Below are 26,723 nucleotides of genomic sequence, written 5' to 3'. Positions count from 1 at the left end.
CGCGGGCATGGTCTTCGAAGGATCGAGTGCTGCGATCTCCCACACCGGGAAGATCCGCTCCAACAACCAAGACTCCGGCTACTCCGGCGACAACCTGTTCGCCGTCGCCGATGGCATGGGCGGCCACGCCGGAGGCGACGTCGCATCCAGCATCGCCATCCAACGGTTGGAACGCCTCGACCAGGACTACGACTCCACCGATGATGCGCAAGCGTCCCTCCAGGCTGTGGTTACGACGGCCGCAGCAGACCTCATCCGTGCTGCCAAAGAGCGCCCGGAGCTTGCCGGTCTCGGCACCACGGTCAGCGCAATCATCATGGTCGATGACCACGCCGTCATCGGTCATATCGGCGACTCGCGCATCTACCTCTACCGCGATGACGAGCTGACGCAGATCACCGCCGACCACACCTTCGTCCAACGCCTGGTCGACTCCGGCCGCATCACCCTGGAAGAGGCTCGATACCATCCGCGCCGCTCGGTGCTGATGCGCGTGCTCAGCGACATGGACAATGACCCAGAGCTCGACCTCTTCGTCATGCCCACGCTCCCGGGCGACCGTTGGCTGCTCTGCTCCGATGGCCTCACGGGTGTCGTCGACGACCCGCACATCCTCAAGGCCATGCGTCTGGGCCTGCCCCCGGGCCGCACCGCCGACAATCTGCTCAAGCAGGCACTCGACGGCGGCGCCCCCGACAACGTGACGATCGTGCTGGTCGAGGTGGGTGGCGCGCATCCGCTCTCCTCCGGCCCCGCGACCATCGTCGGATCCGCATCCAACCCCTCCGGCATGCTCATCCCGGCCGCGCGCGCTGGCCGCGCCAGCTGGCTGCACCCCGTGCGGCAGGCCGCCAACGAGCCCTCGCACTTCGAGCCGGCCGCCGACTACCTCGAAGAACTCATCGAGGAGGATCGCCGCCGCGCCAAGCGCCGTCGTATCGGCTGGATCGCTGCGCTGGTCGTCGTGATCCTCGCACTCACCGGCGCGGGATTCCTCGCGTACAGCTGGACTCAGACGCGCTACTTCATCGGCGCTGACGAAGACAGCGTCGTGATCTTCCAAGGCGTGCAGCAGAGCATCGGCCCGATCTCGCTGTCGACCGAGTTCGAAGACACCGACATCCTGCTCGCCGACCTGCCGCCGTACCAGCGTTCCTCCGTGGAGCGCACGATCAACGCGCGTTCGCTCGCCGATGCCATGGCGATCGTTGACCGCCTGCGCGCTGGGGCAGAAGCCGTCACCGGCGAAACCACCATGCCCCGCCCCACACCGACGCCCACTCCCACGACGCCGCCCGCGACCCCGACCGCCCCTGCCGAAGGCGAGGACGCCGGATGAGCGCCGACGTCGCCGCCGATACCGCGGTCATCAAGGCGCTGCGCCGGATGCGGATGCCGCAGACGCAGCGCAACCGCGAGTTCTGGTTGCTGCTTTTCGCCTGCGCCCTGAGCGGCGCGGCGCTCACACTCGTGCAGCTGGGTGCGCTCGGGGGTATCGACCCGTTCATCCTGTTCATCGGTGGCGGCCTCGCCGTGCTCGCCTTCGCTCTGCACTTCGTGCTGCGGTTCGTGGCATCCGATGCTGACCCCTTCGTCCTGCCCATCGCTACCCTGCTGACGGGCCTCGGCATCTCGATGATCTACCGGCTCGACATCGCCGAGCACCTCACCGGGTGGGCGGCGTATTCGACGAAGCAGCTGGTGTGGACGGCGATCTCACTCGCCGGCGCCATCACGATCGTCATCCTGCTACGCAACTACCGCATCCTCTTCCGGTACACCTACGTGTTCGGTCTCGCCGGAATCGTGCTGCTGCTGCTGCCGTTCGTCCCCGGGCTGGGCGTCAGCGACGCCGGGGCCGACGTGTGGGTCTCACTCGGTGGCCTCTTCTCTTTCCAGCCCGGTGAGATCGCCAAGATCTGCCTGGCGATCTTCTTCGCCGGCTACCTGGTGCGTACCCGCGAAAGCCTCACCTCGGTGGGGAAGTCATTCCTTGGCATGACCTGGCCCCGGATGCGAGAGCTCGGACCCGTCATCGTCGTCTGGGTGATCTCGCTCGGCATCATCGTCGTGCAGCGTGATCTCGGTACCGGAATGCTGATTTTCGGCATGTTCATCGCGATGCTGTACGTCGCTACCGGCAAGACGAGCTGGGTGCTGATCGGGTTGACGCTCGTGGCGGCCGGAGTGTTCGCCGCCACCCAGATCCTGGCGTACGTGCGCGGCCGCTTCACGAACTGGCTGTTCGCATTCGATCCGGAAGTGGTCGACCCTTCCGGTTCCGGATACCAGCTCGTGCAGGGCATCTTTGGACTCGCACACGGCGGGCTGATCGGTACCGGTCTCGGTCAGGGTCGGCCCGACATCACCCCGCTCGCACAGAGCGACTACATCATCCCCAGCCTCGGTGAAGAGCTCGGCCTGATCGGCCTGTTCGCAATCCTGTGCCTCTACATGGTGTTCGTCAGCCGCGGCGTGCGCATCGGCATCGCCGGCCAAGACGACTTCGGCAAGCTTCTCGCCATCGGCCTCTCCTTCACGATCGCCCTGCAGGTGTTCATCATGGTCGGCGGCGTCACCCGCCTCATTCCGCTCACCGGTCTCACCACGCCGTTCCTCGCTGCTGGCGGCTCGTCGCTGGTCGCGAACTGGCTCATCGTGGCGTTGCTGCTGCGAATCTCTGACGGCGTACGTCGCCAACCCCGGGTGGTGATCGGCTGATGACAAAAGAACTCCGACGCCTCAGCATCGTGATGCTGTTCATGTTCCTGGCCTTGTTCGCTGCGACCAGCTGGATTCAGGTGATCGAAGCCGACCCCCTCGCGCAGGCGGAGGGCAATCGGCGCGCTGTGCTGGACAGTTTTGAGATCCAGCGCGGCTCGATCATCGCCGATGGTATGCCGATCGCGACGTCGGTGACCTCAGACGACGAGTATCGGTACCAGCGCGTGTACACCGACTCGCCGATCTGGTCGACCGTCACCGGCTTCTTCAACCCGGTGCTGCAGTCCTCCACCGGTATCGAGAACGCCCTGAACCCGGAGCTCTCCGGAACCGGAGCGAGCGCCTTCTTCACGGAGATCGAGCGCATCTTCTCGGGACAGCCGCAGCGCGGATTCAGCGTCGAGCTGACTCTGGATGCCGCAGCGCAGCAGGCCGCGTACGAAGGACTCGGCGGCCTGCAGGGTGCCGTGGTCGCCATCGAGCCTGCGACGGGCAGGATCCTCGCCATGGTCTCCACGCCCGGATACGACGCGAACTCGCTCGCGGTGCACAGCGGCAGCCAGGCCGAGGCCGCCTACGATGCTCTCGACGCCCTGAAGCCCAACCCGCTCGCAAACCGCGCGATCGGCGAACTCAATCCGCCCGGGTCGACCTTCAAAGTTCTGGTCGCGGCCGCGGCATACGCCACCGGGGATTGGACCGCGCAGTCGACGCTGCCCAACCCTGCCCGTTACACGCTGCCTGGTTCCACGGATCCGGTGTTCAACGCCTGGAACGGCACGTGCGGATCCGGGGAGACTGTGACGATCGCCGAGGCCCTCCGCCTGAGCTGCAACATCCCGATGGCGGAGCTCGCCGTCGAGATCGGTGACCAGGCGATCCTCGAGACCGCCGAGAAGTTCGGCTTCAATCAGCGCTTCGACACGCCGCTGACATCCGCCATTTCCAAGTACCCCCGCGGGCTGAGCGACGACAAGACGGCGCTCACCGGGTTCGGTCAGGGAGACGTCACGGCAACGCCGCTGCAAGTTGCGATGATCTCGGCCGGCCTTGCTAACGATGGAGTCGTGATGAACCCTCGCCTGGTGGATGCCGTGATCGGCAACGATCTCTCGGTCATCCGTGAATACGAGAATACGGAGTTCGACCGCGCAGTCGATGCCGACGTCGCCGATGCGGTCACCGCTTCCATGGTGGCGAGCGTCGCGAACGGCGCGGCGACGGGTGCAAGAATAGACGGTATCGACGTCGCCGGTAAAACGGGGACGGCCGAGCACGATGATGACGATCCGTACACGCTGTGGTTCACCGGTTTTGCGCCGGCGGACAACCCCCGCGTTGCGGTGGCGGTCGTAGTCGAAAACGGCGGCGGAATGGGACAGTCGGGATCCGGTGACTTGCTCGCCGCCCCGATCGCGAAGAAGGTCATAGAGGCGGTGCTTTACAAATGAGGCCGACGCAGGGTGTGTCGTTCGGTGGTCGATACGAGCTCCAGTCACGTATCGCGATCGGCGGTATGGGCGAGGTGTGGGAAGCGACTGATCACGTCATCGGACGCATCGTCGCTATCAAGATCCTCAAGGACGAGTACATGGGGGATCCGGGCTTCCTCGAGCGCTTCCGCGCTGAGGCCCGGCACGCCGCACTCGTCAACCACGAGGGCATCGCCAGCGTGTTCGACTACGGCGAAGAGAATGGCAGTGCCTTCCTCGTCATGGAGCTCGTGCCCGGTGAGGCACTCTCCACGCTTCTCGAGCGCGATGGTGCACTGAGCGCCGACAAGACGCTCGACTTCGTCGCGCAGACGGCATCCGCGCTGCAGGCCGCACATGCCGCTGGTCTCGTGCACCGCGATATCAAGCCCGGCAACCTGCTGATCACCCCGGATGGCCGGGTGAAGATCACCGACTTCGGCATCGCCAGAATCGCCGACCAGGTGCCACTGACGGCGACCGGTCAGGTCATGGGCACCGTGCAGTACCTGTCGCCTGAGCAGGCTTCGGGTCACCCGGCATCCCCGGCGACCGACACGTACTCGCTGGGAATCGTCGCGTACGAGTGCCTGGCAGGCAAGCGCCCGTTCACCGGCGAGTCTCAGGTCGCGATCGCAATGGCGCAGATCAACGAGCAGCCCCCGCCGCTGCCGCCGACGGTGCCGATCCCGGTGCAGAACCTCGTCATGGCGATGATCGCGAAGAAGCCGGCCGACCGACCATCGTCGTCGGCAACCGTTGCGCGCGCAGCGCAGGCCCTGCGACGCGGCGACTTGAACTCCGCAGCGATCGCCGTACCGGCGATTGCATCCGGCGGCGTCGCAACCGATGACGTGACCAGACTCCTCACCTCGAACGGCGAGGACGGCGCCACGCGCATCCTCGCGACCACGGCGCAGCTGCCTGCCGGCAGCGCGGATGACGAAGGTCACTCGAAGAAGAAGCGCAGCTCGTGGACGTGGCCGCTGATCGCACTGATCGCGCTGCTCGTGATCGTGCTCGCCGGCACCGTGTACGCGCTGACGAACCAGGGTGATCCGACGCCGGTCGATACGCCCACATCCGCAGCGCCGACGACACCACCACCCACCACTCCCACCCCGGCACCGGAGCCGACACGCGTGAACGTCGATTCGCTGGGATTGAGCGGGCTGACCTGTGAAGAGGCCACGACAACGCTCACCGAGAACGGCTTCACGCTGTTCAGCTGCGTCCCTGGTAACGCGGCAAGTTCAGACGAAGAGGTGGGCCGGATCTACCAGGTTGAGCCGGGCGGCAACGTGGCGGTAGACCAGACAATCACGCTCACGCACTACGGGGATCGCACACCGCTGACTGCGCCGTCGGACACCCCGGTGATCAACGGGAACCCGACCGAGGTCGAGGCCGGTTCGACCGTGACGATCACGTGGGGCGCAGGGTTCACGTGCCCCAGCGGAACAAATGTCGACGGCTACACGGTGAATCTCACCGGTGCCACGTTCGTCGACGGCGTCGGACCCACGTTCGCCGCGGACGTGCGCAGTGTGCAGGTTCTGGTCTCCGATGCCGAGCGCATGGTCGCCTCTTACGCCGGGATCTGCGCTGGCGGCGGAGAACCGCGCACCTCGGCGAATTCGAATGATCTTTCGGTGACCATCACCCAGCCGGCACCGGAGCCAACACCGCCGACGCCGACGCCTGGCGCGGACAGCGGCGATGTTGGCGGTGTCGTCGATGGCGGCGACGTCGTCAACAAGGACGGCACCGACAACAAGACCGGCGAAAGCTAAGGGTATCCTTGGTAGATTCACGTCGTTGCTAGACCAGGGGGAGCCTTCCGTGTCCGCAGAGCCGCGCATCATTGCCGAGCGATACCGTGTGGACGAACCCATCGGCCACGGCGGCATGGCGAAGGTCTATCGCGGTTACGACATCACGCTCGGTCGCGAAGTCGCCATCAAGATCCTTGACCCTGACCTCGCTCGCGACACGGCTTTCCGCACGCGCTTTCGTCTGGAAGCACAGGCGGCGTCGCGCATGTCGCACCCATCGGTCGTGCGCGTGTTCGACGCCGGAGACCCGATGTCGGGTGGCGACGGTTCTGCTGTGGCCGGATCGCCGGGCAGCGAGCCATACATCGTCATGGAGCTCGTGCAGGGACGCCAGCTGAAGGAGATCATCGCTGCAGGCCCCGTGCCGGTCGAGGATGCGCTCCGCTACGTCGACGGCATCCTCGAGGCGCTCGACTACTCGCACCGCGCCGGCGTCGTGCACCGCGACATCAAGCCCGGCAACGTGATGGTCACTGAAAAAGGCCAGGTCAAGGTCATGGACTTCGGCATCGCGCGAGCGGTGTCCGACTCATCATCGACCGTGGCTGAGACGACCCAGATCATCGGCACGGCCGCCTATTTCTCTCCCGAGCAGGCCAAGGGCGAGCCGGTGGATGCACGTGCCGACCTGTACTCGACCGGCGTCGTGCTCTACGAACTTCTCACCGGCCGTCAGCCGTTCCGCGGCGAGTCGCCGGTGGCTGTCGCGTACCAGCACGTCAGCGAGACGCCCCTGGCGCCCACTGAGGTCAATGAGGACGCCCCCGGCGCTCTTGACCCGATCGTGCTGCGTGCTCTCGCGAAAGACCCGTATCAGCGCTATCCGGATGCAGCGAGCTTCCGTGCGGCACTGGACAGCGCCGCCGCGGGCAAGGCTCCGAGCAAGAAGCAGCTCGGCGCACTCACCAGCGAACTGTATGGACCGAGCCCGCGCCAAGCGCAGGAGACGGCGCGCTCCCTTCGTCAGCTCAGCACCGACACGACGATGGCCCGTACCCAGTCGGGTCCACCTGTGGTGTGGATCTGGGCAGGCGTCGCGCTGCTGGCCGTGTTGCTCGTCTCGGTGCTGCTGTGGGTGATTCTGATGCCACGTGGTGAGCAGATTCCGACCTCATCTCGCGTCGTGCCCGACCTCATCGATGTCTCCTCACAGCGCGCACAGGCCGACCTCGAAGAACTCGGCCTCCTCTCCACCATCGTCACCGAAGCCAATGCCGAGGTCACCGAGGGCAATGTGATCCGCACCGATCCGAACGCCGAGCAGTCGGTGGAGGTCGGACAGACCGTCACCGTCTATGTCTCTGCGGGCGTCGAGACGGTGATCGTGCCAACGATCATCGGTCTCTCGCAAGCAGCGGCGATGGAGGCTCTGGTGGCAGAGGGCCTCACGTTGGGCAATGTGAATCCGAGAAACGATGCGGAGAGCGCCGCCGACACGGTGCTCGAGACGACGAACGTCGAGGCAGGTGACGAAGTCGCGCCGGGCTCGATCGTGGATCTCGTCGTTGCCAGTGGGCGAGTCGCGATGCGCGATGTGACCGGATTCACCTTGGATGCTGCCACGGCTGAGCTGGAGAATCTCAAACTCACCGCCGTGCCGACGCTGATGGGCGCGTGCGGTGCGGAGGATTCTCCTGGGGTGGTGCTGTCGCTGTCACTCGCGCCGGGTGATGTTCCGGTGCACTCTGAGGTCGAACTGCGTTACTGCGAGTGATCCGAGGGCAGCGGCGTCAGCCCCGCCGATGCCTTTCCCGCGTCGTACGCTACTCCAGCCGCTGACGCGACCTCGCTGAGCCAGTTGGCGAGCAGCCGGTAGCCATGCTGAGTGAGCACGCTCTCCGGGTGGAACTGTACGCCTCGGATCGGCAACTCACGGTGGGAGAGCGCCATGACTGTGCCCGACGCAGTGCGTGCCGTGACGATGAGTTCCGGCGTCAGTTCTGCCTCCGGCAGGGCCAGTGAGTGGTACCGACCCACATCGAACGGTGAGGGGATGCCGTCGAACAGCGCCGATCCGTCGTGCGTGATCGTCGAGACCATACCGTGCATGAGCTCCGGCGCCTCGGAAACTTCGGTGGCGAAGGCGGCGCCGATCGCCTGGTGTCCGAGGCAGACCCCCAGTAGTGGCAGCTGTCGGTCGGCCGCGAGGCGGACGATTTCGACCGACGCTCCGGCATCCCGTGGCCGGCCGGGGCCGGGCGAGAGCAGCACGCCATCGAACGCAGGCAGTATTCGGGCGAAGCCCGTTGCCGTCTCGGCATCCGCCTCGATCATCTCGGCGTCCGCACCGAGCTCACGAAGGTAGCCGACGAGCGTGTGCACGAAGCTGTCGTGGTTGTCCACCACGAGCACGCGCACGCTCACTCCAGATCGACCTCGCCCGGGGTGATGAGCGGGCTGACCCACGGGAAGGCGTAGAAGAAGAGCCCGTAGAGGATCGCGGCGACCACGACGAGCAGGATCAGCACTCGTATCCACCACGGGCCGGGCAGGATGCGCCAGATTGCTGCGTACATCAGATCTTCCTCACCATGACAGGGATGCGACTTCGTCGACGGATGCCATTGATTCTGGCGCCCCCTCGGCGCGAGGCTGGAAGCCTTCGAATACGGAGTAACCAACGATGCGCTCGGCCAGCGAGTAAAGGGGGGAACAGGCGGTCAGTGTCAGGTATCGCTCCCCCGTGGCGACACCGGGAACCTGGGGAACATCCAAAAGCACATCGACCTCGTTCGGCTGGACGTATTCCAGCGTGCGGAACCGGTAGGTGTACCAGCCCTCCTGCGTCTCGATCACGATGGCGTCATTCAGGCGGAGCTTGTCCATGCGGTTCAGCGGAAAGCCCCAGGTCGTCCGGTGACCGGCGACCGAGAAGTTGCCGACCTGCCCCGGCATCACGGACTGATCGTAGACACCGATCCAACCGTTATCGAGGGTGACGGAACGGCTGGTTCCGCCCGCGATGGTGACGTTGTAGTCGTCGCCGAAGCGAGGAATGCGCATCTGTGCGAGAGACTGACCGTTGCCCGGATGCTCCAGAAGCGGCGGTTCGTACCAGAGGGCACCAGTCTCTTCGTCTTCGATGACCGGCGGCAGCTCCGGAACAGGCAACTGCTCCCACTCCTGCGTGATCTCCTGGCCCTGACTGTTGCTCTGTGCACTGATGATGAGGTCGCCGATCCACATCTGCCAGGCGACGAACAGCAGCACGACCACTCCCGCCGTCAGCAGAAGCTCGCCGAGCACACTGGTGACGGTGGCGGGAGGGCGCCTGCGCTGACGCCGGGCACGCCTGGTCAGCGGCGCGGCGGAGGCAGTCATAGGGGCGATCTTATCCCCCGCGGGTGAACGGAAACCCGTGAAAACTGCAAACCGGACCGTCTTGGGTAGAATGACCCCATGGCACGTGACCGTAAGAGCGAAGAACCCGTTGTTGAGCGCGCGGAAGGCGAACAGGCCCCGAATGCCGTGTGGTTCAAGCCGGTGATGCTGGGCTTCATGCTGCTGGGCCTAGCGTGGATTCTCGTGTTCTACGTTTCAGGGATGCAGTTCCCCATTCCCGGCATCGATTCATGGAACCTTGCCATCGGCCTCGGCATCGCGATGATCGGCTTCCTCATGACCACGCGCTGGCGCTGAGCCCCGCACCCAGTTTTCTGAAAAGGCCCCTCGCCGTGAAGCTCGGCGAGGGGCCTTTCGCATGCCCAGAAGTTATCCCCAGAGTTATCCACAGCCTGGGGAGAATTACACGCTTGTTATTCACAGGGGTGGAAAACCCTGTTAACAACTTCTGATCAGGTCAGAATCAACGGCGGCACGATGAAGACGGCTGCGAGCAGAATCACGGCGAGGGCGATCAGCAGCAGAATCTGCCAGCGCCGCTGCGAGCGCTTGCGCGTGCGCAGGACGATGAGTCCGACCAGTGCGCCGACAACGGCACCACCGAGGTGCGCCTGCCACGCGATGTTGAAGCCCGGCACGAATCCGATCACGAGGTTGATGCCGAGCAGGACGAACAGCCCGGTCATGTTGGCACCGAGATGCAGGCCGATCACCAAAAGGGCACCGAATAGGGCGAAGACCGCGCCGGATGCGCCGATCGTCGCCGTGTCCGGCGCGATCAGAGCGACCGCGACCGAACCACCGAGTGCGCCGAGCACGTACAGGGCGAGGAAGCGCCAGCGGCCCAGCATGGGCTCGAGGCTGCGTCCGAGCATCCAGAGCGCAAGCATGTTCAGAGCGATGTGCCAGATTCCGCTGTGCACGAGCGCCGCGGTGATCAGACGCCAGGGCTGGAAGGGCGCACCGGAAAGTTCAGGGAAGAGGTAGCCCACCCAGAACTGGAACAGTCCGGTGATGTTCAGACCGGGTACCAGTTGCAGCAGGCCGACGAATGCGGTGACAGCGATGATGCTGTAGGTCATGACCGGATTGCCGGATTGAACGGTAGCCATCGACACTGTGGAGCGGCGACCCCACTGCCGCTGGGCACGCTTCTGCGCGGGGGTGCGGTTAGTGCGCTGCTCTTTCATGCACTCCGGGCAGATGACGCCGACCGGCGCCTGAGTCTGACACTCGGGGCAGACGGTGCGCATGCACCGCTGACAGAGCACGAAGCTCTGCCGATCCGGATGGCGATAGCAGTAATTCTCGCGATTGTTCGCGAATTCAGGCGAAGTCATCCGGATCGGCCAGAGCTGACGTGATCAGACGGCGACGATGTCGACCGACTGCAGGACGACGTCTTTGACCGGGCGATCACCAGCGGCGGTGGGAACAGCGGCGATCGCGTCGACGACCTTCCGGGAGGCGTCGTCGGCAACCTCGCCGAAGATCGTGTGCTTGCCCTGCAGCCACGGGGTCGGGTCGGTGGTGATGAAGAACTGCGAGCCGTTCGTGCCCTCAGGCTTTCCGGTGATCGCGTTGCGACGAAGGCCGGCGTTCGCCATGGCGAGGATGTAGGGCTCGCTGAAGTTGAGCTCCATGTTGATCTCGTCGTCGAAGTTGTAGCCGGGGCCGCCGACGCCCTGACCGAGCGGGTCGCCGCCCTGGATCATGAAGTTCGGGATGATGCGGTGGAAGATGACGTCCTTGTACAGTGCGCCCTCGCCCGGCTTGTTGGTGGCGGGGTTCGTCCAGTCCTGGGTGCCGTCGGAGAGTCCGACGAAGTTCTTGACCGTCTTCGGAGCGTGGTCGCCGAAGAGGTTGACGACGATATCGCCGTGGTTGGTGTGCAGAGTTGCAATGTGAGAGTGCTGAGCCATGACTACATTCTCGCAGAGCTTCATATGAGATGGTCGATTCTCCCCCTGCATCCAGACTCGTCTGGCAAGATGGGGAACCCCGTACTCCAACTCGGCAGGAGAACATTGTGAGCCTCACCCGCAAGCGCAAGAAGGAACTGCGCCGTCTGCAGAACGACGCCACGGAACTCTGGGAATCCCAGCAGGTACTCGTCGGTCATGCAGCAGACGTCGCCCGTGAAGCTGGTCGCCAGCTTGGCAACGTCGGCCGCGAGCAGGTTCTTCCTGTCGTGCAGGACACCTACAACCGTCGTGTCGCACCGACCGTCGATCGCGGAATCAAGATCGGCCGCCAGGTGATGGACGACAAGGTCGTCCCGATCGTCGGCGGCGTCGTCGGCACCGCGCTGTCGGCGTGGGATATCGCGAACGCGAAGCGTCAGGGCCTGTCGTTCTCGCACCAGCCCGCAGCTCCCGTGAAGAACGGCCCCGGCCTCGGATCGGTCATCGCCGTCATTCTCGGTGTCGCTGCAGCTGCTGGTGTGCTCTACGCCGCGTGGCAGGCGCTGCGCACCGACGATGAGCTCTGGGTTGCTGACGACCCGCTTTCCGCACCGGACGCGTGAGTTCACCTGACCTGCATTCGCGGGTGAGGGAAGCTGCGGCGGCCCGTGGTCTTGACATCGAGATCCGCGAACGACCAGAGGCGAACAGCCTGCACGAGGCTGCCTCGCTGCTCGGCATCGACCCGTCCGGCATCGTAAAGACGCTCGTCGTCAAGCGCGCAGACAACACATACCTGTTCGCGCTGGTGCCGGGCGGGCGCTCGATCTCGTGGCCGAAGCTGCGCGCTCTGGTCGGCGTGAACAAGCTGCGCCTGCCCGAACCCGAGCTGGCCCTGGCCGCGACCGGTTACGCGCGCGGCACCATCGTTCCGATCGGCAGCACCACCGACTGGCCGATCTACGCCGATGAGTCGATCGTCGGCCAGCAGGTCGCCATGGGCGCAGGTTCGCATGGCTTCAGCCTGTTCGTCGACGCGGATGCGCTGATCGCCGCGTACGGCGCGACGGTTGCCGACATTTCAGTTCCTGAGCAGCCTCGCGGCTGAAAGGGCGAGGTCATGCAATTCCGCGTGCTCGGGCCGGTGTCATTCAGTTCGGGCGGTGTCTGGCGGCGACCGAGCGGAAAGCTCCGGCAACAACTGTTAGCCGTATTGCTCACCCGCCCGGGCGAGCTCGTGGGGTATGACGCGCTTGCTGAGGCTCTGTGGAGTGAGCCGGTCGCCAACGCACAGCAGCGGCTCCACCTGCACATCCACCGACTGCGCCTCGAGCTCGCAGAGCCCGAGCTGATCGTCGGCGAGCAGGGCGGCTACCGACTGCAGGCGGCGCCTGATGCTGTCGATTCGCTGCGGTTTGAGCGCGCGGCACACTCCGCGCTCGCGCTCACACCCGGTACGCCGGGCCGTAGCGCCGCCGCACGCGCGGCGCTTGACACCTGGTCGGAACCATGGGGTGGTGTCGCCTTCGCCGGTGCCGATGCGCCGCCGTGCCGTGACGAGTCGGCACTGCTCGATGCACTGCGGATCGATGTCGCCGAGGCCTTCTTCGCCGCGGAGATCGACGAGGGTCGCCACCTCGACGTGCTTTTCGACTTGCGCAGGGCAGCCCAGCAACACCCGCTTCGCGAGCAACTGCAGGGTTTGCTGATGTCGGCGCTGCACCAGTCGGGCAGGTCGCAGGATGCTCTCGAGGTCTACCGGATCACGCGCGACACCCTCGTCGACGAGTTGGGCATCGAGCCCTCCGGTGCGCTCCAGAGCATCCAGCAGGCGGTGCTCACCGGCTCGGATGCGATCGCGTCGATCCAGTCGGGTCCGACGCCCGCGCAGCTGCCGCCCGCAGGACCCCTGATCGGCCGCGAGACGGAGCTCACACAACTCGACGTACTTGACGGTATGGCGTCCGGAACCCTCGCCGTCTTGAGCGGGCCGCCAGGGGTCGGCAAAAGTGCACTGGCAGTCACCTGGGCGTCACGGCACCGCGATGCCTTCACCGACGGACAACTCTTCGTCGACCTGCAGGGCTACAGCGAGACCACACCACTACGCCCGGATGCCGTTCTCGACGGCTTCATCCGCGCGCTCGGCGCAGATCCCAGCGGCCTCCGCGACATCCGCGAGCGCACCGCCACCTTCCGCAGCATCCTTGCCCACCGATCTGTGCTGGTCGTGCTCGACAATGCGCGCTCGGCCGAGCAGGTGCGCCCACTGCTACCAAGTGGCCCGAGCTGCCTCGCGCTGGTGACCAGTCGCGACAGTCTAAGCGGGCTTACCGCCGAGTTCGACGCGCTGCGCGTCGAACTCGGCGGGCTGGGCGCTGCCGAGAGTGTGACGCTGCTGCGCAAGGCATCGCGCGATGCGCCGGGCGCCGCCTCAGAGTCCGACACCGCGTGGCTCGATCTCGCCGACCGTTGCGGCCGCCTGCCGCTGACGCTGCGGGTCGCCGGCGAGCTCGTCCGCGAGGATCCGACCGCGCTGCACACGCTGGTCTCGGCGCCCTCCGGCGAGACGCTCGACCGGCTCGAGCTCGGCGAGCCCGCCGGCAGCGCACGAACCGTGCTCTCCTGGTCGTACCGTGCACTCCCCAACGATGCGGCGGCCATCTTCCGCGCTCTCGGCGTGCAGCCAAGCACAACGATCGACCTCACCGGCATCCAGGCGTTGACCGGATTCGACACTGCGCGGGCCCGCCGAGGCGTCGACGCGCTCGTGCGCGCGCATCTCGCGACCCTCGAGGACGGGTGGGTGCACCAGCACGACCTGCTCGCGGCCTACGCCCGCGACTGCGCAGGCGAGCTTGAGAACGACAACCGGGAGCACATGCTGATCGGGCTTGCCGACGATCTGCTCGCGCGCAGCAGCGCTGCGCGCGACGCGTGGGAGACCGGTACGGAAACCGACGAGTTCGATGATTCGGATGCGGCGCGGGACTGGCTCCTGCACGCGCTGCCACTCATTGTCGACACCGCATCCCATCTGCCGGTGAGCTGCGATCGTACCGTTGTAGAGCTGTCGCAAAGCCTCTATCTCGTCTTGCTCCGGGCGTCCGCTCACGACCTGCTGGATCGGCTGCTTGCGAGTGCGCTCGCAGCGGCGGATCGCCTGGGGGATCTTTCTGCGAGAGCGCGCGCGATCGGGGCGATCGGCATCGCTGCGCATCGACGCGGTCGGCCGCAGGACGGGATCGAACAGCTGCTGCACGCACGCGAATTGGCCGAGCGCGCCCAAGATCCCGCGACCCGCGCGGTCATCGCGAACAATCTCGGAGTACTGCTGGCGGTGGTGGGCCGGCAACAGGAAGCCCTCGACCTGTATCGGGAGGCGCGCGCCCTCGCTGTTGAGCGCGATGATGCCGAACGCATCCGCGTCGCGGACAGCAATATCGGCACCACGCTCACCGAGCTGGGCCGGTTCGATGAAGCCGAGCCGATCTTGGTGGAGCGGTACGAGGTGGACCTCGCGCAGGGCCGACGGTCGAGGCTGGCGTACAGCGCGTGCCATCTCGCCGAGTGGGCGATCGAAAGCGGCGATGTCGACCGCGCAGCCGCGTTGGCCAATCAATCGATTGAGGCTGCGCGCGAGCATGCCAATCTGGTGATTGAGGCTTACGCCACCCTGGTACTGGGCCGGGCAGCGCTCGCCCGTGATGATGGCATCCGAGCGGCGGCCATCCTCGAAACCGCGTTGAAGCTTGCCCGACGCACCCGAGAAACGGAGCTGATCGCGCTGGCACTCGCCTGGCGCGCGCGGTCGATCGTCGACACCGACCCGCAGGGATCGCGCCGTCTGCTCGACGAGGGTCTGACGCGCGCACACCGCGATGGCATCGTGCTCGCCGAGATCCAGCTGCAGGAGGCCAAGGTGTTCGTGCTCACGCGTGTCGGGCACGAACCGGAAGCTGCGGTGGCCGGGGCGCACGCACAGCGGTTGCGCGAGCAGTACGGCACCGCCTGACAAGAACGGCCCGCCCGAACGGCACCATCCGGCTCAGATAACCTCGGCCATGCGCAGGGCGATGTCGACGAGCTTCACGCGCTGCAGTTCTGCGACAGCGGGAACGGTGAACCAGCCGGCCATGTCGGTCGAGCCATCCTCTTCAAAGCGCAGCTTGCCGCCGGAGATTTTCGCGCGGTAGACGATGCGCAGCGTGTGCAGCGGCACGTTGGCCTTCTTCACCCGACGACCAGCAGGAATGACTCGGGAATGCACACCGAGCAGTTCCTGCACGTGCACCGTGTAGCCGGTCTCTTCACGGACCTCTCGGCGCACAGCGTCCTCTGGATCTTCACCGGCTTCGAGCCCACCACCGGGCATCGTCCACGCGACGCGGCGGCCCTCGGTCCAGCGCGCCAGCAGCACCTTGCCCTCGTCGTCGGTGACGACCGCGTACGCTGCGACCCGCAGATCCATGGGACTCACACTAGTGGGGTGCCAAGATCGCACGACACTAGATTACATACCGCCCGGTCGGTATGATGGCGATTATTCCCACCGAAAGGACACTCCATGACCCGCACCGCCATCGTCACAGGAGCCGCCCGCGGCATCGGCGCCGCGACCGCCATTCGCCTTGCTTCCGACGGTCACGCCGTCGCCGTGCTCGATCTGAATGAAGCCGCCTGCGCCGACACCGTGCAGATCATCACCGATGCGGGCGGCCGCGCCATCGCTGTCGGTGCGGATGTCGCCGATGCCGCCGCGGTCACCGCGGCCGTCGACCTGATCGCCGTCGAGCTCGGCGCACCGACAATCCTGGTGAACAACGCCGGAATCATCCGCGACAACCTGTTGTTCAAGATGACCGAGGATGACTGGGACTCCGTCATCTCGGTGCACCTGCGCGGCGCATTCCTGATGAGCAGGGCCGTGCAGAAACATCAGGTCGACGCGGGTTGGGGTCGGGTCGTGAACCTGTCGAGCACCTCGGCGCTCGGCAACCGCGGCCAGGCGAACTACGCGGCGGCAAAGGCCGGGATGCAGGGCTTCACGAAGACCCTCGCCATCGAGCTGGGTCGTTACGGGGTCACGGCCAACGCGATCGCACCCGGCTTCATCGTCACCGACATGACCCGCTCGACCGCCGAGCGCGTGGGTGTCGGCTTCGACGACTTCGTTGAGCACATGGCGAAAGAGATCCCCGTGGGTCGTGCGGGACAGCCCGAAGACATCGCTGCCGCGGCGTCCTTCTTCATCTCCGAGCAGGCCGGCTTCGTATCCGGTCAGGTGCTGTACGTGGCAGGCGGGCCGGCGTCATGAGCATCGTCGCCGGGCACCCCTCAGAGCTCGCCGGAGCGATCGGACAGAGTGCCACCGGCGACTGGTTCATGATCGACCAGGCACGCATCCAGGCGTTCGCGGATGCCACCGAAGACTGGCAGTGGATTCATCTTGACCCCGAGCGTGCGGCATCCGGTCCGTTCGGCGCCACCATCGCGCACGGCTACCTCACCCTCTCCCTGCTGCCGCGCCTCACCGAAGGACTGCTGCAGGTCGACGGTGCCGCCATGGTCGTGAACTACGGTCTCGACAAGGTGCGCTTCCTGCAGCCGGTGACGGCCGGATCCCGCGTGCGCGCGGTCACCGAGGTCACTTCTGCCGAAGGCGGCGCGCAGGGCTGGCGTGTGGGGATGCGTACGACGGTCGAGATCGAGGGCTCTGAGCGTCCGGCGTTGGTCGCCGAGACGGTCGCGCTGTTCATCCCGGCCTAGGAGCAGGAGCTACCGGCCTCACAGACCGACTTCACGCGTGACGTCCTTCCACGGAATCGGCGTCTCGCCGAGCCGGTCAGTCTCATCCCACGCCGGATCCACCGCGCGGATGTCGGCGAGCTCTTCCGCGTCACTGAGGAGTCGAGCAAGTGAGTCCGTATCGACGACGACGGCGACTCGCACGTTACCCCGAGTCAGATAGACGGGCTCACGTCGCGACTGATCGACCACGAAGGCGAGGCGATCACGAGCATCGGTGAGGGTGATCTCAGTCATACCTGCAGGTATACGCCCTGAGACGCGTGCACGGAAGTGTGCGAGACTGTAAACATGTCTACAGGCGTTCTCAGTGTGCGACTCCCAGAGGAGATCAAGGCTCGGCTGGATGCCCTCGCCGAAGCAACGGGACGCCCCGCTGCTTTTTACGTGCGTGAAGCTGTCGCCGAGCATCTCGCCGACATCGAGTATGCCTACGCACTCCGCACGGAGGCTGAGGCGATTCGCCGAGGCGAAGTTCGCACCCGCTCCCTCGACGAGGTTGCGACAGAACTCGAACTCGACTGAGCAACTTCGCTAGTTGCGAGTCGGGGTTGAGCCGTGTGGAGCATTGAATTATCGCCTCGTGCTGAGAAGGCAATGCGCAAGCTCGACAAGCAAGTCGCGCGTCGTGTGCGAGACGGGCTTGTCCGGCTCGCCTCGCTCGAAGACCCCGCCGTCTCATGCAAAGCACTCAGCGGTCCGCTGATCGGGCTGTGGCGCTGTCGCGTGGGAGACTACCGCGTCATCCTTGATATCAACCGCGGCCAGGTCGTCATTGTCGCCCTCGACCTTGGGCACCGCGGCGATATCTACGACTGACTGCCAGCCGGCCTCCCGCTCGAATCACCTCACACCCGCTCGAGCACCATCGCCATGCCCTGGCCGCCGCCGACACACATTGTCTCGAGCCCGTAGCGGCCACCGGTCACGGCGAGGCCGTTGAGCAGCGTCGAGGTGATGCGCGCACCGGTCATGCCGAACGGATGCCCGACGGCGATCGCCCCGCCGTGCACGTTCAGACGCCCCTCGTCGATGCCGAGCTCACGCGCCGAAGGAATTACCTGTGCCGCGAAAGCCTCGTTGATCTCGACCAGGTCGATGTCTGAGATGCTGAGTCCCGCCAGGGCGAGCGCGCGTCGCGAGGATTCAACGGGCCCCAGCCCCATGATCTCTGGCGACAGAGCGCTCACCCCGGTCGAGACGATCCGCGCCAGCGGCTCGAGTCCCAGCTCGTCGACGACGCGATCCGACACGATGACCACGGCCGCTGCCCCATCATTGAGCGCGCAGCAGTTGCCCGCGGTGACCGTGCCGTCCGGGCGGAACACCGGCTGCAGTCCCGCGAGCGTCTCGGCCGTCACCCCGGCACGAGGCCCGTCGTCGGCCGAGACCACCGTGCCGTCGGCAAGGGTCACCGGCGTGATGTCCCGTGCCCAGAATCCCGAGGCGATCGCGGCCTCGGCCCGCTGCTGCGACCGTGCGGCGAAGGCATCCTGCTCGTCGCGGGTGATGCCGTGCACTTGCGCCACGTTCTCGGCCGTCTGCCCCATCGCGATGTAGGGGTCAGGCATCGCGCCATCGAGCCGCGGGTCGGTCCATGCCGGAGTCCCGGCCGCCGCGCGCCCCGTCGATCGCTCGCCGGCCGCACCGAACACCGGGTTCTCGATTACATGCCCTGGCGAGGCATCCGCAGCGCCGTGCACGTACCGACTGACCATCTCGACCCCGGCCGAAACGAAGACATCGCCCTCGCCGGCCTTGATCGCGTGAAACGCCATTCTGGTGGTCTGCAACGACGATGAGCAATAGCGATTCACCGTGGTGCCTGGCACGGTGTCCAGCCCCAGCAGTACTGAGACGATGCGGGCGATGTTGAACCCCTGCTCGCCAGCCGGCTGCCCGGTGCCGAGCAGCAGGTCATTGATGCGAGTCGGATCCAGGCCCGGCACCTTGTCGAGCGCGGCCTGCACCATGCGCGCGGCGAGATCGTCACCGCGCAGCGAGGTGAGCGATCCCTTTCCGGCACGGCCGATCGGGGAGCGGGCGGTGGCGACGATGTATGCCTCGGGCATGAGATCTCCTGTGGGTGTGCGCGTGTGGGTGATGAGTCAGACGAAGGCGGGGATGCCAGTGATGGCACGCCCCACGATGAGCGAGTTCATGTCGTAGGTGCCCTCGAACGTGTAGACGGCCTCGGCATCGGCAAAGTACCGCGCGACGCCGTGATCGAGCTGGATGCCGTTGCCGCCGCAGATCTCGCGGCTGCGGGCCACGACCTCACGCATCCGCTTCGTCACGAACGCCTTCGCCATTGCGGAGTGATGATCGCGCTGGGCGCCCTCATCCTGCAGCTGCGAGACGCGCATGCACATCGCGATGGATGCCGTGATGTCGGCGAGCGAGTCGGCAAGCTTCTGCTGCACGAGCTGGAACGAGGCGATCGGCTTGCCGAACTGCACCCGATTCTTGGCGTATTCGACGGATGCTTCGTAGGCGCCCACCGCGACACCAAGAGCCTGCCATGCGACATCCCCGCGGGTGAGGCGCAGCACCACCGCGAGGTCACGGAATCCATCGATCTTCTGCAGCCGATCACTCTCCGGCACCACGACGTTCTCGAGCACGATGTCGGCATTCTCGACTGCACGCAGCGACTGCTTGCGCTCGATTTTGGTGCCGGTGAATCCGATCGCTGGCGTGCGTACGAGGAACCCCTTCACCTGGTCGTCGGCGACATCTCGGGCCCAGATGACGACAAGGTCAGCGAAGGCGCCGTTGCCGATCCATCGTTTCGCACCGTTCAGCACCCATTCATCACCGCGGCGCTCCGCCGTGGTCTCCAGTCCCTTGGCCGTGTCGGAGCCGTGGTCGGGCTCGGTGAGACCGAATGCCGCGACCAGTTCACCGGCAGCGAGCGTGGGCAACCATTCGGCCTTCTGCTCGTCGGAGCCACCGACCCAGATCGCAGTCATCGCCAGGCCGCTGTGCACACCGATGAAGGTGGCCGTCGACGGGTCCGCGCGGGAGATCTCCATCGCCACCCACCCGCGGAAGACCGCGCTGTTCTCGAACTGCCAGGTCTCCGGGAATGCGTTGCCGTACAGGCCCAGCTCCGCGATTCGCGGCACCAGGTGACGCGGGCTCTCCGCGCGCTCCCAATGGTCATCGGCGAACGGTCGCACCTCGGTGTCGAGGAATGCGCGGATCGACGTCAGCGCCCGCTGCTCGGTGTCAGTGAGCCGGCTCTGGAACTCGTAGAAGTCTGCAGCCAGCAGCGGAGCGAGCGGGGCATCCGTCAGTGCTGTCGTGGTGAGGGTGGACGTCATGGTCTCTCCGATCGTCGGTGATCACGATCGAGTATGCATCATTTTTGACAATGTTGCACAACGAATCTGGAAACGTTGCATTTTTACGGTGCTGCGCAGGTAGAGTTCTGGCATGACCAGCACCGCCACCCGCACTGTCGCCAACGCCGCGCCCGCAGTGACGATCGCCGATGCAGGCCTCGTCTCGGCGCCCTCCTGGCTATCCGAGCGCCTGCGCACGCACGCCGATGCGCGGCGGGCCTTCGAGGCCGCGCGGGAGAATTTCATCGCGGGTCAGCGCATCGACATGGGCAGTCTCGCCACCTCACTCGGCATCGAGCGCACCTCACTGTTCCGCTGGGTCGGCAACCGCGATGCCCTCCTCGGCGAAGTGCTCTGGTCGCTGGCCGTCCCCACACTCATACAGGCCGAGCACGCGACCGCCGCGCTGAGTGGTGGGGAACGCATCGCCGGCATCCTCACGCATTTCGTCGATGATCTGATCTCGGCCGAGTACTTTCGCCAGTTTCTTCGTCGCGAGCCGGCCCGCGCGCTGCGGCTGCTCACCACCAAGGAGAGCCCCATTCAGCGCCGCTACGTCGCGACCGCCGAGTGGCTGGTGCGTCGTGAGATTGGCGACGAACCGCTGGGTGGCGCGATCGATCCGGCTGGGCTCGCCTACCTACTGGTGCGGATGTCAGAGTCGTTCACCTACGCCGACCTGATCTCCGGCGACCAGCCCAGCGCCGCGCGTGCCCGCATCGCCTTCCGGCTGCTGCTGCGCGTCGACGCCTGAGGCTTCCCCGTCACTCGCCAGAACTCACCAGAACTCGCCGGCACCCGCCCCCACTCGCGACCTCTCAAGGAGAGACCATGACGACCTTTCGTGTGCACGAGCCGTTCCCGACGCGGTGGAACGACAACGACCAGTACGGCCACATCAACAACACCGTCTACTACCTGGCAATGGACACCGCCGTGAACACCTGGATGATCAGGGAAGGCGGCCTCGATCCCCAAGGCGACGCGATCGCGCTGTGCGCAGCATCCTCGTGCGAGTTCCACGCCTCAGCGTCGTTTCCCGATCCCCTCGCGGTCGGCATCGGGATCGAGCGCCTGGGTGCCACGAGCATCACGTGGAAGCTGGGCATCCTGCTCGGAGATGAGCAGATCGCGACGGGTCGCTTCGTGCACGTGTTCGTGGATGCCGCGACCCGAAAGCCCACACCAGTTCCGGCATCCATCCGAGAGGCGATCGAGTCGCAGATCGTCCCCGCGCACTGAGCCCGCACGTCGAATCCGCCCGCACGTCCCGCCGAGCCCGCCAGGCCCGCCAGGCCCGCCAGGCCCGCCAGGCCCGCACACATGCAGGGCCGATGAACGGATGCACGGCCATTCACCGGCGTTTCGCCCTGCAGGCGTACGATCTCCCTGCATCCGTGCAAGAAATGGCCGTGCAAGGAGTAGTCGCGCAAGGAGTAGTCGTGGACATACCGACCATCCGGTATGGTATTCATGACGGCTCATCGCAGAGCTGCAGGAAGGCGGGCACAGATGCCTGAGGTACCCGGGCTCGACGTGATGGCGCTGACCGCATGGCTGGCCACCACCCACCCTGAACTCGCGCCTGCGCAGCTCACCACAGGTGACGGCCTGCGCGCCGAGGTCATTGCCGGTGGCCGCAGCAACCTCACCTACGCCATCGACGGGGCGACGATTCCGCTGATTCTGCGTCGTCCTCCGCTCGGACACGTGCTCTCCAGCGCGCACGACATGGGGCGAGAGCACCGCGTGATCTCTGCCCTGGCATCCACACCGATTCCGGTTCCGGTGGCGGTGGATCTCGTCGATGACACCGGCGGAGCCATCACCGGCAGCCCGTTCTTCCTGATGGCGCGTGCGCCCGGCCGAGTGCTGGCATCCCTCACGCAGAACGCCGACTACTCCCCCAACGGGCTGCACGCACTGAGCCTTGAGCTCGTGCGACATCTCGCCGACCTGCACGCCGTCGACCCAGCGGAAGTGGGCCTGGGTGACTTCGGCCGCCCCGACGGCTACCTCGCACGTCAGCTCACAACCTGGCGCCGGCAGCTCGACGCCTCACGTTCGCGTGCGACCCCCGATCTCGACCGTCTGCAGGAGGCTCTCGCCGGCGGCGTACCCGAGACGGCGCGCACCGGCATCGTGCACGGCGACTACCGCCTCGACAATGCCCTCGTCGACGGCCCGCGCGAGCATCCGCACATCTCCGCGATCCTGGACTGGGAGATGGCCACACTCGGCGATCCGCTCGTCGACCTCGGCATCTTCGCGCTGTACTGGGACATCGCCGACCTCCCAGGTGGCGCCGGAGCAGTGCCGAGTGCCGTCGATCCGTCGGCCGGCTACCCCGGCTTCGACGAGCTCGCCGACGCATACGCGGCGCACGCCGGCATCACGCTGCCGAACCTCAACTGGTACCGCGCCTTCGCCGCGTACAAACTTGCCGTCATCCTCGAAGGCATCCACTACCGCTTTCGCGCAGGCGACACCGTCGGCGAAGGTTTCGAACGCATGGGCGGGCTCGTCGAGCCGCTCGCAAGGAAAGGGCTGCAGGTGCACTGATGGACTTTGCTCCGGATACACGAACCACCGAGATCACCGCGCAGGTGCGCGCCTTCCTCGACGAGGAGGTGTTCCCCGCCGAGGCCACCCTCGATGCGCAGCTCGCAGCGACGCCGGGCGAGTGGTCGTTCCGCCCGATCGTTCGCGAGCTGCAGCAGAAGGCACGCGCACGCGGACTGTGGAACCTGTTCCTGCCGGGCGAGGCCGCAGCGACGGGAGGCGCAGGGCTCACGAACCTGCAGTACGCGCAGGTGGCTGAGTTGACCGGATGGAGCCCCCGGCTCGCTCCCGTCGCATTCAACTGCGCGGCCCCCGACACCGGCAACATGGAGGTGCTGAACGACTTCGGCACTCCCGAACAGAAGCAGCAGTGGCTCACCCCGCTGCTGAACGCCGAGATCCGCAGTGCGTTCTGCATGACGGAGCCGGATGCCGCATCCAGCGACGCCACGAACATCGGCACGAGCATCCGCCGTGAGGGTGATGAGTACATCATCACCGGACGCAAGTGGTGGTCGACGGGCGCGATGAATCCGGATGCCGCGATCTTCATCGTGATGGGAAAGACGGATCCGGATGCTGCGCGCCACCGCCAGCAGTCGATGATCCTGGTGCCGCGGGACACTCCTGGGGTGCAGATCGTGCGCCCGCTGACAGTGTTCGGGTACGACGACCGCGATCACGGTGGTCACGCCGAGGTCGTCTTCGATGACGTGCGTGTGCCGGCTGCGAACCTGATCGGAGAGGAGGGCGGCGGTTTCGCGATCGCGCAGGCGCGTCTCGGCCCCGGTCGCATCCACCACTGCATGCGCGCCCTCGGCATGGGTGAGCGTGCCCTCTCACTGCTGATCACGCGCGCCAATGAACGGCATGCTTTCGGTCGCACGCTGGCCGAGCAGGGCGTGATCCGTGAGTGGGTGGCCGAGTCGCGCATCCAGCTGGAGGCCCTGCGCCTGCTCGTGCTGAAGACCGCCTGGCTGATGGACACCGTGGGCAACCGGCAGGCGTCGACGGAGATCCAAGCGATCAAGATCGCGGTGCCGCGCGCAGTGCAGACGATCATCGACCGCGCCATCCAGGTGCACGGAGGTGCGGGCGTATCGGGTGATACTCCGCTCGCCGAGCTGTATGCCGGCATCCGCTCGCTGCGGATCGCCGACGGCCCTGATGAGGTGCACCTGTCGAGCCTCGGGCGAGCGCAACTGCGCCTCTGATCGAGCCCTGTTCATCTCAAATATTCACGTCAAAGGAGACATGATGACCCACACCGCTGACCCCGCCATCGACGGCCCCGGCTTCCCGACACTGTCGGTCGCCGCTATCCTCGCCGAATCAGCCGTCCGGCATGCCGACCGCACGGCCGTGCACTTCGCCGGCACCGCGACCACCTACCGCGATCTGTGGGACCAGACGCGTGCGTATGCCGGGGCGCTGCGTGACCGGGGCATCGGCAAGGGCGACCGCGTGGCGATGCTGATCCCGAACGTGCCCGACTTCGCCCGCGTGTACTACGCGGTGCTGTCACTCGGCGCGATCGCGGTACCGGTGCATCTGCTGTTCAAGTCAGAGGAGATCGCCTACGTGCTGCGCGATGCCGAGGCCGATCTGCTCGTGGTCGCCGCCCCTCTGCTCGGCGAGGCTGTTCCTGCGGCGCAGCAGGCGGGCGTGCCGCTGACCACGGTGTTGCTTCCTGCGGATGCCGGTATCGAGCTTCCCCACCTGGAGCTGGAGGCCGCGGCATCCGAACCGATCGTGCGACATGTCGCGACCGGACCGCTTGATCCCGCCACGATCCTCTACACGAGCGGAACCACCGGCACGCCGAAGGGTGCGGTCGGCAGCCACCTGTCGATCATCGAGCAGGTGCACTGCACCCTGATCGACGCCTTCGACATCCGCGCGTCCGACACCGTCTTCGGCGGCCTGCCGCTGTTTCACACCTTCGGCCAGACCGCGGTGATGAACATCGCGTTCCGGGTCGGAGCGGCCGTGATCCTGCTGCCGCGCTTCGATCCCGATGAGGCGCTCGCGCTGATGATGACGCACCAGGCGACGGTGTTCACGGCCGTGCCGACCATGTACGTCGGGATGCTGGAAGCTGCTCGACGCTCGAGCGACCGCCCGCCGCTGCGGTTCGCCGTCTCGGGTGGGGCCGCGTTGCCGGTCGCCGTGTTGGAGGCGTTCCATGATGCCTATGGTGCGGACGTGCACGAGGGATATGGCCTCACCGAGACCGCGCCGACCGTGTCGTCGAACCCGCTCGGCACACCGATCCGACCCGGCACCGTCGGGCGCACACTATGGGGCGTCGATGTGGCGATCGCGGATGCCGAAATCGATGACCGTGTCGTGCTCGACGAGTCGGGTGAGAGCCTCGGCGAGATCGTCGTGCGCGGGCACAACCTCTTCAAGGGGTACCTCGGGCGGGCGGAGGCCTCGGCCGCCGCGGTCGTCGACGGATGGTTCCGCACCGGTGATCTCGGCACCTACGTCGACGGCGTCCTGACGATCGTCGACCGCAAGAAGGACATGATCGTGCGCTCGGGTTACAACGTGTATCCGACTGAGGTCGAGGCCGTGCTCGCTCGGCATCCTGATATCGCTGTCTCCGCCGTGTTCGGTATCGCCGACGACGTCAAGGGCCAGGAAGTGCACGCCGCGATCGTGGCCCGCGAGGGCGTGTCCTTGGATGCAGACGAAGTCATCGCGTTCGTGCGCGAACACATCGCCGCCTACAAGTACCCGCGCGTCGTGCATCTGGTCACCGAGCTGCCACTTGGCAGCAGCGGCAAGGTACTCAAGCGTGAGCTGGTGGAGCAGTACTCTCGCTGAGCATGCCCGGAACGGCATGGGGTGGAACGACATGGTGCAGCAGCGCCAGTCCCTCCCGCGATGCCGAACCGGCGGGGGCGGTGTGTGTCACCAGCAACTGCGCATGCGAGCCTGGTGACTGCAGCGACTGCTTCGTCACCGTGAGTGAGCCCACCAGAGGATGGCGCAGTTCGTAGACGGCGGTGTTGCGAGCCTGCACCCGATTGTCTGCCCACAGCCGGGCGAACTCGGGGCTCTTCATCGACAGCATCCCGATCAGCGATGCCAATGCGGTGTCATCCGGATACGTGCCCACGGCCAACCGCAGGTCACCGACGACGGCACGACTCTTCGCTGGCCAATCCACGTAGAGGGTCCTCAGCGCCGGGTCGAGAAAGACCAGCTCTGCGAGCACAGGCCGCGACCGCGGATGCTGCGGGGCCTCGTAACTGAGATGCGGAGTGAGCAGCGCGTGGCCGAGCCGATTCCACGCGAGGACCTCGCTGCGCCGCCCCAGCACCATCGCCGGGACGTCAGGCATCGAGTCGATCAGTTCGAGGAGCGCCGGATCAGCCGTTTCGACGCCGCGAATGGCGCGCGTGCGCAAAGTCCCATCGTGATGGCTGGCCAACTCGTGGAGGTGCGCGCGCTCATCATCGGTGAGTAGCAGGGCTGCCGCGATCGAGTTGAGCACCTGGGCGGAAGCGCCGTTTGCCTGGCCCTGCTCGAGGCGCGTGTAGTACGAGGAGCTGACTCCGGCCAGCACCGCGAGTTCTTCGCGGCGCAGTCCCTGCACCCTGCGGTTGTCGCCATACAGCGTCAACCCTGCCTGTTCCGGCGTGATCCTGGCGCGGCTCGCACGCAGGAACATCCCCAGCCCGTTCTTCTCGGTCATCCTCCCATTGTGCCTGCGACTGC

Annotated in this window: 28 protein-coding genes; 18 read left to right on the top strand and 10 right to left on the bottom strand. The window is 66.1% G+C overall.

Going from position 1 to position 26,723, the window contains the following annotated elements:
• The first annotated feature begins 7 nt into the window (after nt 1-7).
• The 5 genes from ACSU04_RS17075 to pknB are packed head-to-tail and all read left to right on the top strand — an operon-like array spanning nt 8 to nt 7,745.
• Entirely contained in the window at nt 8-1,339 is a 1,332-nt protein-coding gene (locus tag ACSU04_RS17075) for a PP2C family protein-serine/threonine phosphatase (protein WP_439290402.1), read from the top strand.
• A complete protein-coding gene (locus ACSU04_RS17070; RefSeq protein WP_439283392.1) occupies nt 1,336-2,721 on the top strand; it encodes an FtsW/RodA/SpoVE family cell cycle protein in 1,386 nt (461 codons plus the stop codon). The genes ACSU04_RS17075 and ACSU04_RS17070 overlap by 4 nt, the downstream gene beginning before the upstream one ends.
• Nucleotides 2,721-4,175: a peptidoglycan D,D-transpeptidase FtsI family protein gene (locus ACSU04_RS17065; protein WP_439290401.1), complete on the top strand. Its 1,455-nt coding sequence runs from the start codon at nt 2,721-2,723 to the stop codon at nt 4,173-4,175. Before ACSU04_RS17070 ends, ACSU04_RS17065 begins: the two co-directional genes overlap by 1 nt.
• Nucleotides 4,172-5,989 carry a protein kinase domain-containing protein gene (locus ACSU04_RS17060; RefSeq protein ID WP_439283388.1) on the top strand — a complete coding sequence of 606 codons (1,818 nt, stop codon included), beginning with the start codon at nt 4,172-4,174 and terminating at the stop codon, nt 5,987-5,989. The genes ACSU04_RS17065 and ACSU04_RS17060 overlap by 4 nt, the downstream gene beginning before the upstream one ends.
• Before the next feature lie 49 nt (nt 5,990-6,038).
• Nucleotides 6,039-7,745 carry a Stk1 family PASTA domain-containing Ser/Thr kinase gene (gene pknB, locus ACSU04_RS17055; protein WP_439283386.1) on the top strand — a complete coding sequence of 569 codons (1,707 nt, stop codon included), beginning with the start codon at nt 6,039-6,041 and terminating at the stop codon, nt 7,743-7,745.
• On the opposite strand, the gene ACSU04_RS17050 is transcribed toward pknB, so the two are convergent.
• The 3 genes from ACSU04_RS17050 to ACSU04_RS17040 are packed head-to-tail and all read right to left on the bottom strand — an operon-like array spanning nt 7,733 to nt 9,352.
• Nucleotides 7,733-8,395, bottom strand: coding sequence for an anthranilate synthase component II (locus ACSU04_RS17050; RefSeq protein ID WP_439283384.1), 663 nt, complete (start codon nt 8,393-8,395; stop codon nt 7,733-7,735). The two genes, pknB and ACSU04_RS17050, sit on opposite strands and share 13 nt — an antisense overlap.
• The gene (locus ACSU04_RS17045) at nt 8,392-8,547 is read right to left on the bottom strand and encodes a hypothetical protein (RefSeq protein WP_439283382.1); all 156 of its coding nucleotides are present in this window, start codon (nt 8,545-8,547) and stop codon (nt 8,392-8,394) included. The genes ACSU04_RS17050 and ACSU04_RS17045 overlap by 4 nt, the downstream gene beginning before the upstream one ends.
• 10 nt (nt 8,548-8,557) lie before the next feature.
• Complete coding sequence (locus tag ACSU04_RS17040; RefSeq protein ID WP_439290400.1) at nt 8,558-9,352, bottom strand: class E sortase; 795 nt, start codon at nt 9,350-9,352, stop codon at nt 8,558-8,560.
• 78 nt (nt 9,353-9,430) lie between these two features.
• Here ACSU04_RS17040 and ACSU04_RS17035 point away from each other — a divergent pair, with 78 nt between their 5' ends.
• The gene (locus ACSU04_RS17035) at nt 9,431-9,670 is read left to right on the top strand and encodes a cell division protein CrgA (protein ID WP_439283379.1); all 240 of its coding nucleotides are present in this window, start codon (nt 9,431-9,433) and stop codon (nt 9,668-9,670) included.
• Between the two features lie 155 nt (nt 9,671-9,825).
• Here ACSU04_RS17035 and ACSU04_RS17030 read toward each other — a convergent pair whose 3' ends face one another.
• Both ACSU04_RS17030 and ACSU04_RS17025 read right to left on the bottom strand, forming a co-directional pair.
• Nucleotides 9,826-10,485, bottom strand: a complete 660-nt coding sequence (locus ACSU04_RS17030) for a rhomboid family intramembrane serine protease (protein WP_439290399.1) — start codon at nt 10,483-10,485, stop codon at nt 9,826-9,828.
• A gap of 252 nt (nt 10,486-10,737) precedes the next feature.
• A complete protein-coding gene (locus ACSU04_RS17025; RefSeq protein ID WP_439283375.1) occupies nt 10,738-11,295 on the bottom strand; it encodes a peptidylprolyl isomerase in 558 nt (185 codons plus the stop codon).
• A 107-nt stretch (nt 11,296-11,402) separates the two neighbouring features.
• Between ACSU04_RS17025 and ACSU04_RS17020 the strand changes: the two genes are divergently transcribed.
• Genes ACSU04_RS17020 through ACSU04_RS17010 form a run of 3 tightly spaced genes read left to right on the top strand, consistent with a single transcriptional unit; the run spans nt 11,403 to nt 15,292 of the window.
• Nucleotides 11,403-11,900 carry a DNA helicase gene (locus tag ACSU04_RS17020; RefSeq protein ID WP_439290398.1) on the top strand — a complete coding sequence of 166 codons (498 nt, stop codon included), beginning with the start codon at nt 11,403-11,405 and terminating at the stop codon, nt 11,898-11,900.
• Nucleotides 11,897-12,385, top strand: a complete 489-nt coding sequence (locus ACSU04_RS17015) for an aminoacyl-tRNA deacylase (protein WP_439283371.1) — start codon at nt 11,897-11,899, stop codon at nt 12,383-12,385. The genes ACSU04_RS17020 and ACSU04_RS17015 overlap by 4 nt, the downstream gene beginning before the upstream one ends.
• Before the next feature lie 12 nt (nt 12,386-12,397).
• Nucleotides 12,398-15,292 (top strand): BTAD domain-containing putative transcriptional regulator, encoded by a 2,895-nt coding sequence (locus tag ACSU04_RS17010; protein ID WP_439290397.1) that lies wholly within the window; start codon nt 12,398-12,400, stop codon nt 15,290-15,292.
• A 33-nt stretch (nt 15,293-15,325) separates the two neighbouring features.
• Here ACSU04_RS17010 and ACSU04_RS17005 read toward each other — a convergent pair whose 3' ends face one another.
• A complete protein-coding gene (locus tag ACSU04_RS17005) occupies nt 15,326-15,748 on the bottom strand; it encodes an NUDIX hydrolase (protein ID WP_439283368.1) in 423 nt (140 codons plus the stop codon).
• Nucleotides 15,749-15,844: 96 nt separating this feature from the next.
• Here ACSU04_RS17005 and ACSU04_RS17000 point away from each other — a divergent pair, with 96 nt between their 5' ends.
• Both ACSU04_RS17000 and ACSU04_RS16995 read left to right on the top strand, forming a co-directional pair.
• Nucleotides 15,845-16,594 (top strand): SDR family oxidoreductase, encoded by a 750-nt coding sequence (locus tag ACSU04_RS17000; protein ID WP_439283367.1) that lies wholly within the window; start codon nt 15,845-15,847, stop codon nt 16,592-16,594.
• Nucleotides 16,591-17,046: a MaoC family dehydratase gene (locus ACSU04_RS16995; protein ID WP_439290396.1), complete on the top strand. Its 456-nt coding sequence runs from the start codon at nt 16,591-16,593 to the stop codon at nt 17,044-17,046. The genes ACSU04_RS17000 and ACSU04_RS16995 overlap by 4 nt, the downstream gene beginning before the upstream one ends.
• 18 nt (nt 17,047-17,064) lie before the next feature.
• Here ACSU04_RS16995 and ACSU04_RS16990 read toward each other — a convergent pair whose 3' ends face one another.
• Entirely contained in the window at nt 17,065-17,322 is a 258-nt protein-coding gene (locus ACSU04_RS16990) for a type II toxin-antitoxin system Phd/YefM family antitoxin (protein WP_439290395.1), read from the bottom strand.
• Nucleotides 17,323-17,376: 54 nt separating this feature from the next.
• Here ACSU04_RS16990 and relB point away from each other — a divergent pair, with 54 nt between their 5' ends.
• Entirely contained in the window at nt 17,377-17,610 is a 234-nt protein-coding gene (gene relB / locus ACSU04_RS16985) for a type II toxin-antitoxin system RelB family antitoxin (RefSeq protein WP_439283362.1), read from the top strand.
• Nucleotides 17,611-17,643: 33 nt separating this feature from the next.
• Nucleotides 17,644-17,904 carry a type II toxin-antitoxin system RelE family toxin gene (locus ACSU04_RS16980; RefSeq protein ID WP_439290394.1) on the top strand — a complete coding sequence of 87 codons (261 nt, stop codon included), beginning with the start codon at nt 17,644-17,646 and terminating at the stop codon, nt 17,902-17,904.
• Nucleotides 17,905-17,933: 29 nt separating this feature from the next.
• Here the strand turns inward: ACSU04_RS16980 and ACSU04_RS16975 are convergent, their stop codons facing one another.
• Both ACSU04_RS16975 and ACSU04_RS16970 read right to left on the bottom strand, forming a co-directional pair.
• The gene (locus ACSU04_RS16975) at nt 17,934-19,157 is read right to left on the bottom strand and encodes an acetyl-CoA C-acetyltransferase (RefSeq protein WP_439290393.1); all 1,224 of its coding nucleotides are present in this window, start codon (nt 19,155-19,157) and stop codon (nt 17,934-17,936) included.
• A 36-nt stretch (nt 19,158-19,193) separates the two neighbouring features.
• A complete protein-coding gene (locus tag ACSU04_RS16970) occupies nt 19,194-20,411 on the bottom strand; it encodes an acyl-CoA dehydrogenase family protein (protein ID WP_439290392.1) in 1,218 nt (405 codons plus the stop codon).
• 112 nt (nt 20,412-20,523) lie between these two features.
• Between ACSU04_RS16970 and ACSU04_RS16965 the strand changes: the two genes are divergently transcribed.
• The 5 genes from ACSU04_RS16965 to ACSU04_RS16945 all read left to right on the top strand — a co-directional run bounded on the left by ACSU04_RS16965 (nt 20,524) and on the right by ACSU04_RS16945 (nt 25,826).
• Nucleotides 20,524-21,186 carry a QsdR family transcriptional regulator gene (locus ACSU04_RS16965; RefSeq protein ID WP_439290391.1) on the top strand — a complete coding sequence of 221 codons (663 nt, stop codon included), beginning with the start codon at nt 20,524-20,526 and terminating at the stop codon, nt 21,184-21,186.
• A gap of 77 nt (nt 21,187-21,263) precedes the next feature.
• A complete protein-coding gene (locus ACSU04_RS16960; RefSeq protein ID WP_439290390.1) occupies nt 21,264-21,674 on the top strand; it encodes an acyl-CoA thioesterase in 411 nt (136 codons plus the stop codon).
• 270 nt (nt 21,675-21,944) lie between these two features.
• Nucleotides 21,945-22,994, top strand: a complete 1,050-nt coding sequence (locus ACSU04_RS16955; protein WP_439290389.1) for a phosphotransferase family protein — start codon at nt 21,945-21,947, stop codon at nt 22,992-22,994.
• On the top strand, nt 22,994-24,208 hold the full coding sequence (locus ACSU04_RS16950; RefSeq protein WP_439290388.1) for an acyl-CoA dehydrogenase family protein: 1,215 nt from the start codon (nt 22,994-22,996) through the stop codon (nt 24,206-24,208). Before ACSU04_RS16955 ends, ACSU04_RS16950 begins: the two co-directional genes overlap by 1 nt.
• Nucleotides 24,209-24,251: 43 nt before the next feature.
• Nucleotides 24,252-25,826 (top strand): AMP-binding protein, encoded by a 1,575-nt coding sequence (locus ACSU04_RS16945; protein WP_439290387.1) that lies wholly within the window; start codon nt 24,252-24,254, stop codon nt 25,824-25,826.
• On the opposite strand, the gene ACSU04_RS16940 is transcribed toward ACSU04_RS16945, so the two are convergent.
• Nucleotides 25,792-26,700 carry a helix-turn-helix transcriptional regulator gene (locus ACSU04_RS16940; RefSeq protein ID WP_439290386.1) on the bottom strand — a complete coding sequence of 303 codons (909 nt, stop codon included), beginning with the start codon at nt 26,698-26,700 and terminating at the stop codon, nt 25,792-25,794. The two genes, ACSU04_RS16945 and ACSU04_RS16940, sit on opposite strands and share 35 nt — an antisense overlap.
• Between the last annotated feature and the right edge of the window lie 23 nt (nt 26,701-26,723).

This window comes from Microbacterium sp. A84, from assembly GCF_051842815.1.
Taxonomy (GTDB): domain Bacteria; phylum Actinomycetota; class Actinomycetes; order Actinomycetales; family Microbacteriaceae; genus Microbacterium.
Note: the sequence above shows the minus strand (reverse complement) of the source record. Positions and strands in the feature narration are given on the sequence as shown.